The organism is Aeromonas sp. LsrichE-8G (assembly GCF_022869435.1).
GTDB lineage: Bacteria > Pseudomonadota > Gammaproteobacteria > Enterobacterales > Aeromonadaceae > Aeromonas > Aeromonas caviae.
Map to the genome: position 1 here is coordinate 68,326 of NZ_JALIHH010000004.1, position 12,264 is coordinate 80,589.

Consider the following 12,264-nt stretch of genomic DNA (forward strand, 5'->3'; position numbering starts at 1 on the left):
GGTGACAACGGGCGGGGCGCCGCGAACGAAACGGGGGCCGACGGCCCCCATTGTAGATGACAACGCGGCGGGAGACAGCGCTTTAGTTGACCGCCGCCAGGGCCGCTTTGAGCTTGGCCAGCGCCTGGCCACGGTGGCTGAGCTGGTTCTTGAGCTCCGCCGGCATCTGGGCCGAGGTGCAGTCGTGGTCGGGCACGAAGAACACCGGGTCGTAGCCGAAGCCGTGCTGACCGCGGGGTTCGTCGATGATCATCCCCTCCCAGCTCGCCTGGCAGATGATGGGGGTGGGATCGTCGGCGTGGCGCATGTAGACCAGCACGCACCAGAAGCGGGCGCTTTTCAGGTAATCCGGCGCGCCCTTGAGCTCGGCCAGCAGTTTGTCGATGTTCTCCTTGTCGCTGGCACCGGCACCGGCAAAACGGGCGGAGTAGACGCCGGGGCGGCCGTGCAGCAGATCCACTTCCAGACCGGAGTCGTCGGCCACGGCGGGCAGGCCGGTGACGCGGGCGGCGTGGCGGGCCTTGATGATGGCATTCTCGACGAAGGTGGTGCCGGTCTCGTCGGCATCGGAGACTGCAAACTCGCTCTGCGGGATCACCTGGATCTTCATATCGGCCAGCATGGCGGCCAATTCCTTCACCTTTTTCTGGTTCCCTGTTGCCAGGACAAGCTTGTTCATCACACACCTCCGCAAAAATAATCTGCGCATTCTATGCGGGGGAGGGGTTTAGTAAAAGCGCCAATTGCCCGGGATCCGGTGCCAACGGGGATCCGGGTTCCACCCCCTGAGAGGTGGAAGAGATACATGTTTCCAGCAGGGAATAACCGAAGTGATTAAATACCATTTCAATTCATTACTCTGAGTCAGTAGACTCGCGGCCCAATCGATATTCCTAGGGCTTGAGGTGACTGATGCCATTGATTCTTTTGCTTGTACTCCTGGTGTTGTTCAGCCCGCTGGCCATCGACATCTATCTGCCTGCCATCCCCCAGATGGCCGAGCAGCTGGGGGCCGAAGTGACCCTGATGCAGGGCACCATCACCTGGTTCCTGTTCAGCATGGGGCTGGGGCAACTGCTGGTGGGGCCGCTCGCCGATCGCTACGGGCGCAAACCCATTGCCCTTGGCGGTGTGTTGCTCTACGGCCTGAGCGCCCTGGCAGCCGGCTTTGCCGCCAGCCTGGGCGAGCTGATGCTGGCGCGAGTGCTGCAAGGCTTCGGGGCCTGCGCCACCTCGGTGGCCGCCTTCTCGGTGGTCCGTGACAGCTATGGCCCCAAGAAGAGCGGTCAGATGATCTCCTATCTGAACGGTGCCATCTGCTTCATCCCTGCACTGGCGCCCCTGCTGGGTGGCTGGCTCACCGCCAAGGCGGGCTGGTCGGCGAACTTCTGGTTCATGGCGGGTTATGCCGTCGTGGTCGGCAGCTGGCTGCTGTGGCGGATGCCGGAAACCCGCCCTGAGGAGACCAGCAGTGCTGGCCCGCTCATCAGCTGGTCCCGCTACAGCCCGGTGCTGCGCTCCCCGAGCTTCCTGTTCAACGCGGCGCTGTGCATGCTGGCGATGGCGGTGATCCTCGCCTACGTGACGGCGGCGCCGGTACAACTGATGGTAACCCTGGGGCTGGACATGAGCGGCTTCAGCCACTGGTTTACCGCCAATGCGGCCCTCAACATCCTGGCCTGCTTCCTGGCCCCGCGTTTCATCGCCCGGGTAGGGCCAAGACGGACCCTGCGCATCGGCCTGCTGGTGCTGCTGCTCTCCGCCATCACCCTGACCCTGGCCATGCACATCCCGCACCCGCTGGCCATGATGGGCCCGGTGTTCCTCTCCAGCATCGGTTTTGCGATGATCCTGGGCGCCGCCGCGGGTATGGCGCTGGCCCCCTTCGGCCACTGCGCCGGGACTGCGGCCGCCCTGCTCGGCCTGTTCCAGATGAGCGGCTCCGGCGCCCTGGTGGGGATCACCGGTTGGCTGATGCCGGATCCCCTGAGCCAGCTGGCCCTGCACATGTGGCTGCTGCTGCCCCCGCTGGTGATGCTGATGACCCGCCAGGGTCGCCGCTTGTGTTTGCAATAAATCCTGTGCTCTGATGAGCACACTCAGGGGGCCTTGAGCCCCCTTCTCTTTTTCAGGCGACCCGCCTGCCTCGCATGATCACAGACCCGTGGAGAAAACCGGATGAGCCACACAATCAACGCCGCCCTGGTGGGATACGGCTTCGCAGGACAGACCTTTCACGCCCCCTTCCTGGCCACGACCCCGGGCCTGACCCTGCGCTGGGTGGTGAGCCGGGATGCCGCCAAGGTTCAGGCCGCGTTGCCCGGCACCCGGGTCGGCACCCTGGAGCAGGTGCTGGCCGATGACAGCCTCGATCTGGTGGTGATCGCCACCCCCAACGACACCCATGCCCCCATCGCTCGCGAGGCCCTGCTGGCGGGCAAGCACGTGGTGATCGACAAGCCGTTTGCCCTGGATCTGGCCGAAGCGAAGGCGCTGGTCGAGTTGGCGGAGAAGCAGCAGCGGCTGCTCAGCATCTTCCACAACCGACGCTGGGACGGGGATTTCCTCACGGTGCGCCGTCTGCTGGCGGAGGGGGCGCTGGGGCAAGTTGCCCAGTTCGAATCCCACTTCGACCGTTATCGCCCCGAGGTGCGCCAGCGCTGGCGCGAGGCGGGCGGCCCGGGCTCCGGTCTCTGGTTCGATCTCGGCCCTCATATCCTCGATCAGTCGCTCCAGCTGTTCGGCCAGCCGGACTGGTTGCAGGCGGATCTGGGCAAGCAGCGCCCCGGGGCCCTGGCGGACGACTACTTCCATGTGGTGCTGGGTTATGGCGAGATGCGGGTCATTCTGCACGGCAGTTGTCTGGTGTCGGCCGTGATGCCCCGCTTCGTGGTGCACGGCAGTCAGGGCTCCTTCATCAAGTTCGGCATGGACGTGCAGGAGGAGCAGCTCAAGGAGGGCAAGCGGCCTCCGGCGGCGGACTGGGGCGTGGATCCCGCCCCCGGCCAGCTCAGCCAGATCCGGGACGGTCAGCTCCTGCAGCAGACCGTGGCTGGCGAGGCGGGGGACTACGGCGCCTACTATCGCGGTGTCTGCGCCGCCATCCGGGGAGAAGGGGAGAACCCGGTGCCGGCCGACGAGGCCCTGGCGGTGATGGCCTTGCTGGACCTGGCCCGGGAGAGCGACCAGCAGGGGCAGCGCCTGCCTTGTCAGAAGCTGTCTGACTGACGGCGTAATCCGGCTGCGCCGAGAGCCTGACAGAAAGACAATGGCTGACTGGCAATTGCCAGGTAATTGGCGATTTGTTGTGCGAATTTGGTGGTGAATGGGTGTTTTATATTAATATTTGTCGTTGCAGCAGTGTTTCTTATCATGCCAACGAGAAAATATCATTGTGATACGCGTTTTCATCGGCCGCATATGGGGATATATTTCGCGCGCCTTCGGGCTCCAGCGGCCGGTGTGCCGACAGGAGCCGGGGCGTACAGTGATGGTCCCTGCACCATCTCTCCATCTTTTTTTGAGGGTATGCACATGAACAAAGTACTGGTAGCCGGTATCCTGGGTCTGATGTTGACCGCCTGTGGTCAGAAAGAAGAAGCTGCCGCTCCGGCTGCGACCCCGGCCGCAGACGTTGCTGCCACTGTCGAGAAAGCCGCTAGCGAAGCGTCTGCTACCGTCGAGAAGGCTGCTTCCGAAGCTTCCGCTACTGTCGAGAAGGCTGCCGCTGACGTGGCCACCAAGGCTGAAGCTGCCGTGAGCGATGCCAAGGCCAACTAAGCCAGCACCTCATTGAAAAACGGGCCCGGCGCACTCGCGCCGGGCCCGTTTTTTTATAGCCATGACGGGGCGTTGCCCGGTCAGCCGAGGGGTTCCACCAGCAGGATGTGGGAGTCGGCCCCCACCACCTTGACCCGGCTGCCAGCCGGCAGCGGCGCGTTGCAGCGCACCGTCCAGACGGTGTCGTCCAGATGCACCCGGCTCATTCCCTGGCTGACCTCGTCCAGCAGGGTCAGCTCGCGGCCCATGTAGCTTTGCATCCGCTCGTTGATGGGGGCGGCGGCATCCAGCCCGGAGCGATCCCGGCGATGCTGCCAGCGCCACCAGGCCCAGGTGGTGAGCAGGGATTGCAGGGCGAAGAGCAGCAACTGCGCCTGCCAGCCGAAGGGCCAGACCAGCAGCAAGAGTCCCACCTCCAGGGCGGCGATGCCGGTCCAGAGCAGAAAGCCCACCGACCCCATCACCTCGATGGCCAGCAGCACGAAGCCGAGTCCCAGCCAGTGCCAGTGGGTCAGCCCCTCGAACAGGGCTGTCATGATTTGCCCGCCTTGCCGTCTTTGTTGAACAGCTCGGCCATGCCCGCCACCGAGCCTATCAGGCTGCCCGCTTCCAGGGGCATCATGATGATCTTGCTGTTGGGGCCTTCACCGATGCGGGCCAGGGCCTCGGTGTATTTCTGGGCTACGAAGTAGTTGATGGCCTGCATGTCGCCCTCGGCAATCGCCTGGGAGACCATGTGGGTCGCCTTGGCTTCCGCCTCGGCGGCCCGCTCCCGCGCTTCGGCGGCGAGGAAGGCGGCCTGACGCTCACCTTCGGCTTTCAGGATCTGGGACTGCTTCTCCCCCTCGGCCTTCAAGATCTTGGACTGGCGCACCCCTTCGGCCTCCAGCACCTCGGCCCGCTTCTGGCGCTCGGCCTTCATCTGGGCGTTCATGGCTTCCACCAGGGCGAGGGGCGGGCGCACATCCTTGATCTCGATCCGGGTCACCTTGATGCCCCAGGGGGCGGTGGCCGCATCCATGGTGCGCAGCAGCTTCTCGTTGATGGTGTCGCGCTGGGAGAGCATTTCGTCCAGCTCCATGGCGCCGAGCACGGTCCGCATGTTGGTCATGGTGAGATTGCGGATGGCGCTGGTGAGATCGTTGACCTCGTAGCCCGCCTTGCGGGCATCCACTACCTGCACGAAGCTGATGGCGTCGATGGTGACGTTGGCGTTGTCCCGGGAGATCACCTCCTGGGCCGGGATGTCCAGCACCTGCTCCATCATGATGATCTTGTGGCCGATGCGGTCGATGTAGGGGATCAGCAGGTTGAGGCCCGGGGAGAGGGTGCGGGTGTAGCGGCCGAAGCGCTCCACGGTCCAGTTGTAACCCTGGGGCACTATCTTGATGCCGGCACTCAGGGTGGCGAGTACCAGGAATATGAAGATCCCCAATACAATCAATGACTCATTCATGATTAAGCTCCTTATGAAACACTTTCACTAGCCTAGGGTCTGGTGCCATCCACCACAAGCAGATTCGCTTCTCTATTGCCGCCACACGGCTTTACTAATTACCAAAACGCATTAAAGAGCATTTTTTATTATTTTGAGGGATAAGCGCTCCTGCCTATAGTCGCCCCAGATGTCGCGATGCCGAGGAGCGGGCCCTGATGGATTATTTACCTATGTTTGCCAGGTTGGAAGGCCGCCCGGTACTGCTGGTGGGCGGGGGCGAGGTTGCCCTGCGCAAGGCGCGCCTGCTGCTGGCGGCAGGTGCCCGGATCACCCTGGTCTCTCCCGCGATCGAGCCCGAGTTCCATGAATTTTCCGGTCGCTTCACCCATGTGGCGGCGCGTTTCGACCCGGCCCACCTGGCAGGGCAGATCCTGGTGGTGGCCGCGACCGACGATCTCGAGGTCAACGCTCTGGTCTACCAGAGCGCCACCGAGCGCGGTCTGTTCGTCAACCTGGTGGATGACCCCGAGCGCTCCAGCTTTATCTTTCCCTCCATCATCGATCGCAGCCCCATCGTGGTGGCTGTCTCCAGCGGCGGCAAGGCCCCCGTGCTGGTGCGCCTGTTGCGCGAGCGGCTCGAGAGCCTGCTGCCCCGCCATCTTGGCGGTCTGGCGGAGCTCTCCGGCCGGGTGCGCCGCCGGGCCAAGCAGGTGCTGGCCTCCCTCTCCGATCGCCGCCGCTTCTGGGAGCGCGCCTTTGCCTCCAACACCCTGGCCGGTCTGATTGAGAAAGCCGATTGGCAGGGTGCCGAGCAGTGGCTGAACGAGGGACTGGACAAAGCCCGTACCGAAGTGGGAGAAGTGGTGCTGGTAGGGGCGGGCCCGGGGGATCCTGGCCTGCTGACCCTCAAGGCGCTGCAACAGATCCAGCAGGCCGAAGTGGTGCTCTATGACCAGCTGGTCTCCCCCGAGATCCTGGACCTGGTGCGCCGCGACGCCACCCTGGTGTCGGTCGGCAAGAAGGCGGGTGCCCACAGCGTGCCCCAGGAAGAGACCAATCGCCTGCTGGTGGAATACGCCAAAGCGGGTAACCGGGTGGTGCGCCTCAAGGGGGGCGATCCCTTCATGTTCGGTCGTGGCGGCGAGGAGCTGGAAGTGCTGGCCGAGGAGGGCATTCCCTTCTCCGTGGTGCCCGGCATCACCGCCGCCGCCGGTGCCACCGCCTATGCGGGCATTCCGCTCACCCACCGCGACCATGCCCAGAGCGCCGTCTTCATCACCGGCCACTGCCAGAAGGAGGGCAAGGAGCCCGATTGGCAGCAGCTTGCAGCCACCAACCAGACCCTGGTCATCTACATGGGGCTGATGCGCTCCGAGCATATCCAGCAGCAACTGGTAAGCCATGGCCGACGCGCCGCCACCCCCATCGCCATCATCGAGCGGGGCACCACGGCCCGCCAGCGGGTGCTGACCGGCACCTTGGCGGATCTGGCCGAGCTGGCCCAGCAGGCGGTGAGCCCGTCGCTTATCGTCATCGGTGAAGTGGTGGCCCTGCGCCAGCAACTCGCCTGGTTTGGCGAACAGGGGCAAGGGCAGGAGGCAGAAAGCGGCCACGAACTCAAGCTGGTGAGCCTGGCCTGAGAGGCGAGACCCGAATCGATTTGACGGTGCGGCCAAGGCGGCACCGAACTGAACCAACACCGCGCCCCGAGCAGGTGCGATAGCAATGAACCGAGGACCCAGACATGGACCGTGAAAGACTGACCCAACTGCAGCCATCCGATGCACAGAGCATCCGTGCAGGTGTCACCCGCGAGCGACTGACTCACCTGCAGCAACTGGAAGCCGAGAGCATCCATATCATCCGCGAGGTGGCCGCCGAATTTGAAAACCCGGTGATGATGTACTCCATCGGCAAGGACTCCTCCGTCATGCTGCACCTGGCCCGCAAGGCCTTCTACCCGGGCAAGATCCCCTTCCCCATGCTCCACGTGGACACCAACTGGAAGTTCAAGGAGATGATCAAGTTCCGGGACGAGACCGCCAAGAAGTACGGGCTGGATCTCATCGTCCACAAGAACCCGGACGGTCTGGCCATGGACATCAACCCCTTCGTGCACGGCAGCAGCAAGCACACCGACATCATGAAGACCGAGGGGCTCAAGCAGGCGCTCAACAAATACGGCTTCGACGCCGCCTTCGGTGGTGCCCGCCGCGACGAGGAGAAATCCCGCGCCAAGGAGCGCGTCTACTCCTTCCGTGACAAGTCCCACCGCTGGGATCCGAAGAACCAGCGCCCGGAGCTGTGGCGCGTCTACAACAGCCAGGTCAACAAGGGGGAGAGCATCCGTGTCTTCCCGCTCTCCAACTGGACCGAGCTGGACATCTGGCAATACATCTATCTCGAGAACATCGACATAGTCCCGCTCTACTTCGCGGCCATGCGCCCCGTGGTGGATCGCGGCGGCATCAAGATCATGGTGGATGACGATCGCATGCCCATCGGCCCGGAAGACGAAGTGAAGCAGGAGCTGGTGCGCTTCCGTACCCTCGGCTGCTACCCGCTGACCGGGGCCATCGAATCCAATGCCACCACCCTGCCGGAGATCATCGAAGAGATGCTGATCACCACCTCGAGCGAGCGGCAAGGGCGGCTCATCGACCACGATCAGGCAGGCTCCATGGAGCAGAAGAAGCGTCAGGGCTATTTCTAAAAAATGTTCTAAGGAATCGCAACATGAACAACCACATTCAGACCGCCATCAGCGAGCAGGGCATTGAAGCCTACCTGCACGCTCAGCAGCACAAGAGCCTGCTGCGTTTTCTCACCTGCGGCAGCGTGGACGACGGCAAGAGCACCCTCATCGGCCGCCTGCTGCACGACTCCCAGCAGATCTATGAAGATCAGCTCAAAGCGCTGGAGTCCGACAGCCAGAAGCTCGGCACCACCGGCGAGAAGCTGGACCTGGCCCTGCTGGTGGACGGCCTGCAGGCGGAGCGCGAGCAGGGCATCACCATCGACGTGGCCTACCGCTATTTCTCCACCGCCAAGCGCAAATTCATCATCTCGGATACCCCGGGCCATGAGCAGTACACCCGCAACATGGCTACCGGCGCCTCCACCTGCGATCTGGCCATCATCCTGATCGACGCCCGCAAGGGGGTGCTGGATCAGACCCGCCGCCACAGCTTTATCGCGAGCCTGCTCGGCATCAAGCAGTTCGTGGTGGCAGTGAACAAGATGGACCTGGTGGAGTTCAGCCAGGAGGTGTTCGATCGCATCAGCTTGGAGTACCGCGAATTCGCCAAGAAGCTCAGCGTCGACACCATCCACATCGTGCCGGTCTCGGCCCTGGACGGCGACAACGTGGTGAACCCGAGCGACAAGCTGGCCTGGTATCAGGGCGAGACCCTGCTCTCCTTGCTGGAGTCTGCCGAAGTGGAGCGCGAGCTGGAGCGTCACCCGGTGCGCCTGCCGGTGCAGTACGTGAACCGCCCCAACCTCGATTTTCGCGGCTTCGCGGGGACCTTGGCCTCCGGCATCCTGCGGGTGGGCGACAAGCTTGCCGTGCTGCCGTCCGGCAAGGAGAGCACGGTGACCCGCATCGTCACCTTCGACGGGGATCTGGAGTACGCCCTGCCGGGTCAGGCCATCACGGTCACCTTCGCGGACGAAATCGACATCAGCCGGGGCGACCTGCTGGTGGATGCGGCGAAAAAGCCCCAGGTGACCCAGAACGTGCTGGCTCACATCGTCTGGATGGGGGAAGAGTCCCTGCAACCGGGCCGGGTCTATGACGTCAAGCTGGCCACCAAGAAGAGCCGTGGCCAGGTGGAGGCCATCCGCCACCGCATCGAGATCAACAAGCTCGACGAGCTGCCCGCCTCCGAGCTCAAGCTCAACGAGATCGGCCTGTGCGAATTCAGCCTCACCGACCCGGTGGCGTTCGACCCCTACAAGGAGATCCGCGACACCGGCAGCTTCATCCTCATCGACCGGCTGACCAACGTCACCGTGGGCGCCGGCATGATAGTGGAAGGGCTGGCGGCCAAGGTGATGGCAGGGCAATACAGCGAGTTCGAAGTGGAGCTCAACGCCCTGGTGCGCAAGCACTTCCCCCACTGGCAGGCGCTGACCATCAGCAACGATTCCGGCAAGGAGTAAGCCCATGACCTGGCAACAATCCCTGGTGCTGGGTCTGCTGGCTGCCCTCGTCGCCCTGCTGATCCAGGGCAAACTCCGGCCGGCGCTGCTCTTCTCGGGCGCCGTGCTCATCACCTACCTGAGCGGCCTGGCGGACATCAACGCCGTGGTGGCGGGCTACACCAACAGTGCCCTGCTGACCCTGGTGTTGCTGCTGCTGGTGTCGCTCGCGGTGGAGAAGACCCGGGTCATGAGCTGGTTTGCCAACCTGGTGGGCACCGGCTCCTTCAACAAGGTGCTGGTGAAGGTGTGGTTTTCCACCGCCTTCCTGTCGGCGTTCGTCAACAACACCGCCGTGGTGGCGTCCATGCTGGGGGCGGTCAAGCGCAACCCCAACCATGCGCCCTCCCGGCTGCTGTTGCCCATGTGCTTCGCGGCGACCTTTGGCGGCGTGCTGACCCTGATCGGCACCTCCACCAACCTCATCGTCAACAGCTTCCTCATCAAGATGGGGGCCAAGCCGCTCGGCATGTTCGACTTCTTCATGGTGGGGGCAGGGACTCTGCTGACCGGCCTGGTGGCCGTGCTGCTGTTTGCCCGCCACCTGCCGGAGCAGGACACCGAGATGAGCCGGGAATCCGGCTATTTTCTCGAAGCCAAGGTGGGCCCCGGCTCGCCGATGGCCGGGCGCAGCGTCAAGGAGAACGGCCTGCGCAGCCTGAAAAGCCTTTATCTCGCCGAGATCATCCGGGGCAACCAGGTGATCTGCCCTGTGCAGCCGGAACACGAGCTGCACGAGGGGGACATGCTGCTGTTTTGTGGCGACGTGGAGAGCGTCGGCGTGTTGCAGGAGCTCAAAGGGCTGGATCTCTACGGCCAGCACCGTCTCAACGGCCAGCACCTGGTGGAGGTGATCGTCAGCCACAGCTCGCGCCTGGTGGGTCAGACCATCAAGGATGCGGAGTTTCGTACCCACTTCGATGCGGTGGTGCTGGCGGTGCGCCGGGGCGAGACCCAGCTCACCGGCGGCCTCGGCCAGATTGAACTGCACGCAGGGGATACCCTGCTGCTGGCCCCCGGCCCCAAGTTTGCTGGCAACAAGTCCCTCTCCCGCGAGTTCGTGGTGGTGAGCGGGCTGGAGGCCTCCACCCGGCTCGATGCCACGCGCAGCGCCGCCGTGGTGGCGGGGTTCCTCGGGGTGCTGACCCTGTCGGTGCTGGATCTGGTGCCGCTCTTCAAGGGGCTGCTGGTGATGCTGGTGGTGCTGCTCTTCTCCCGCATCCTGACCCTGGACGAGATCCGCCGCCGCTTTCCGCTGGATATCTGGCTGGTGGTGGGCGGGGCGCTCGCCATCGCCGATCAGCTGGAGAAGAGCGGGCTGGCCAAGCTCATCGCCGACTGGCTGATGGGGGAGTTCAACGGGGCCAGTCCCTTTATCGCCTTCGTGGGGATCTATCTGTTTACCCTGGTGCTGACGGAGCTGATGAGCAACAACGCGGCGGCGGCCCTGGCCTTTCCCATGGGATTCCAGCTGGCGCTCAGCATGGACGTTTCGACCATGCCGTTCATTCTGGCGGTGCTGTTCGGTGCGAGTTCCAGCTTTATCCTGCCCTACGGCTACCAGACCAACCTGATGGTCTATGCGGCGGGCAACTACAAGATGCCGGATTATCTCAAGCTGGCCCTGCCGGTCTCCCTGGCCTACAGCATCGGGGTGATCGTCATGGTGCCCCTGCTGTTTCCGTTTTAATGTCTGATACCGGGGAATGTGTTAAGGGCTGCTTATGTTAACGCGGCTTTTATCAAGGCTGCTTATGATGCAGGGGAATGCCAGGGCACTGGCATCCGGGCGTGAGCGCCAATCAGGGGGAGTTGCATGCGCAATATCAGGGCATCAGCACCTTGCCGCCTCATGGTGCGAGGCGGCTTCCCGCGGTAGCGGACAGTGTCAGTATTGAGGCGTGAGTGCCAATCAAGGAGTGTTGGATGAGCAATGCCATGGCATCAGCACGTTGTCGGCTGATAGTCCGAGGCGGCTCCCCGTGGTGCCGGACAGTTTAAGTTTTGAGGCGTGAGCGCCAATCAAGGAGTGTTGGATGAGCAATATCGTGTGGCATGCCCATGCCGTCGACAAACAGAGCCGGGCCGAACAGAAGGGGCAAAAGCCCCTGGTGATCTGGTTCACCGGGCTCTCCGGGGCGGGCAAGTCCACCCTGGCGGGGGCACTGGAGCAGGCGCTGGCCGCCTCGGGCAAGCACACCTATCTGCTGGATGGGGACAATGTGCGCCACGGCCTCTGTGGCGATCTGGGCTTCGATGACGCCGCCCGCCAGGAGAATATCCGCCGGGTCGGCGAGGTGGCAAAACTCATGGTGGATGCGGGCCTTATCGTGCTCACCGCCTTTATCTCGCCATTTCGTGCCGAACGGGATCTGGTGCGCAATCTCGTGGGGGAAGGGGAGTTTGTCGAAGTCTTTGTCGATGCGCCGCTCGCTGTTTGTGAAGAGCGCGATCCCAAGGGGCTCTACAAAAAAGCGCGGGCAGGGGAAATTCGCAACTTTACCGGTATCGACTCCGCCTATGAGGCCCCCGAGCAACCGGAGATCCATCTGCTGAATGCTGGCAAGCCGGTGGAAGCGCTGGTGGATGAATTGCTGACCGCCCTGCGGCTGCGGGGGCTGATTGACTAAGGTAGGTTGTCAGCGTCGAATATTGATAAATAAGGGGGCGTTTGCCCTCTTGTTTATTGTCTTCTAAGGAAGGTGCGAATAAGCGGGGAAATTCTTCTCGGCTGACTCAGTCATTTCATTTTTTCAGTTTGAGCCGATCTTTTCTCCCGTAAATGCCTTGAATCAGCCTATTTAGACCGTTTCTTCGCCATTTAAGGCGTTATTCCCAGTTTT

Annotated in this window: 11 protein-coding genes; 8 read left to right on the forward strand and 3 right to left on the reverse strand. The window is 63.1% G+C overall.

All coding sequences use genetic code 11. From position 1 onward, the window contains the following. Nucleotides 1-82: 82 nt before the first annotated feature. The gene (rdgB, locus tag MUW49_RS01040) at nucleotides 83-679 is read right to left on the reverse strand and encodes an RdgB/HAM1 family non-canonical purine NTP pyrophosphatase (protein ID WP_010675605.1); all 597 of its coding nucleotides are present in this window, start codon (nucleotides 677-679) and stop codon (nucleotides 83-85) included. A gap of 233 nt (nucleotides 680-912) precedes the next feature. Here rdgB and MUW49_RS01045 point away from each other — a divergent pair, with 233 nt between their 5' ends. From MUW49_RS01045 to MUW49_RS01055, 3 genes are all read left to right on the forward strand, one after another. Next, nucleotides 913-2,076, forward strand: a complete 1,164-nt coding sequence (locus tag MUW49_RS01045; protein ID WP_039040832.1) for a multidrug effflux MFS transporter — start codon at nucleotides 913-915, stop codon at nucleotides 2,074-2,076. 102 nt (nucleotides 2,077-2,178) lie between these two features. Continuing rightward, on the forward strand, nucleotides 2,179-3,228 hold the full coding sequence (locus MUW49_RS01050; protein ID WP_042879690.1) for an oxidoreductase: 1,050 nt from the start codon (nucleotides 2,179-2,181) through the stop codon (nucleotides 3,226-3,228). Between the two features lie 306 nt (nucleotides 3,229-3,534). After that, nucleotides 3,535-3,780: a hypothetical protein gene (locus MUW49_RS01055; RefSeq protein WP_010675602.1), complete on the forward strand. Its 246-nt coding sequence runs from the start codon at nucleotides 3,535-3,537 to the stop codon at nucleotides 3,778-3,780. Between the two features lie 80 nt (nucleotides 3,781-3,860). On the opposite strand, the gene MUW49_RS01060 is transcribed toward MUW49_RS01055, so the two are convergent. Both MUW49_RS01060 and MUW49_RS01065 read right to left on the reverse strand, forming a co-directional pair. Beyond that, entirely contained in the window at nucleotides 3,861-4,316 is a 456-nt protein-coding gene (locus tag MUW49_RS01060) for an NfeD family protein (RefSeq protein ID WP_010675601.1), read from the reverse strand. Further along, nucleotides 4,313-5,236, reverse strand: coding sequence for an SPFH domain-containing protein (locus tag MUW49_RS01065; RefSeq protein WP_029314806.1), 924 nt, complete (start codon nucleotides 5,234-5,236; stop codon nucleotides 4,313-4,315). The genes MUW49_RS01060 and MUW49_RS01065 overlap by 4 nt, the downstream gene beginning before the upstream one ends. Nucleotides 5,237-5,433: 197 nt before the next feature. On the opposite strand from MUW49_RS01065, the gene cysG reads away from it, so the two are divergent. The 5 genes from cysG (at nucleotide 5,434) to cysC (ending at nucleotide 12,051) form a co-directional block, all read left to right on the forward strand. After that, a complete protein-coding gene (cysG, locus tag MUW49_RS01070) occupies nucleotides 5,434-6,858 on the forward strand; it encodes a siroheme synthase CysG (RefSeq protein ID WP_052815214.1) in 1,425 nt (474 codons plus the stop codon). A 104-nt stretch (nucleotides 6,859-6,962) separates the two neighbouring features. Continuing rightward, on the forward strand, nucleotides 6,963-7,931 hold the full coding sequence (gene cysD / locus MUW49_RS01075; protein WP_052815215.1) for a sulfate adenylyltransferase subunit CysD: 969 nt from the start codon (nucleotides 6,963-6,965) through the stop codon (nucleotides 7,929-7,931). A gap of 23 nt (nucleotides 7,932-7,954) precedes the next feature. Then, nucleotides 7,955-9,382: a sulfate adenylyltransferase subunit CysN gene (gene cysN, locus MUW49_RS01080; RefSeq protein ID WP_010675597.1), complete on the forward strand. Its 1,428-nt coding sequence runs from the start codon at nucleotides 7,955-7,957 to the stop codon at nucleotides 9,380-9,382. Nucleotides 9,383-9,386: 4 nt separating this feature from the next. Next, the gene (locus MUW49_RS01085; protein ID WP_042016322.1) at nucleotides 9,387-11,111 is read left to right on the forward strand and encodes an SLC13 family permease; all 1,725 of its coding nucleotides are present in this window, start codon (nucleotides 9,387-9,389) and stop codon (nucleotides 11,109-11,111) included. A gap of 346 nt (nucleotides 11,112-11,457) precedes the next feature. Further along, complete coding sequence (cysC, locus tag MUW49_RS01090) at nucleotides 11,458-12,051, forward strand: adenylyl-sulfate kinase (RefSeq protein ID WP_244812328.1); 594 nt, start codon at nucleotides 11,458-11,460, stop codon at nucleotides 12,049-12,051. Nucleotides 12,052-12,264 lie beyond the last annotated feature (213 nt).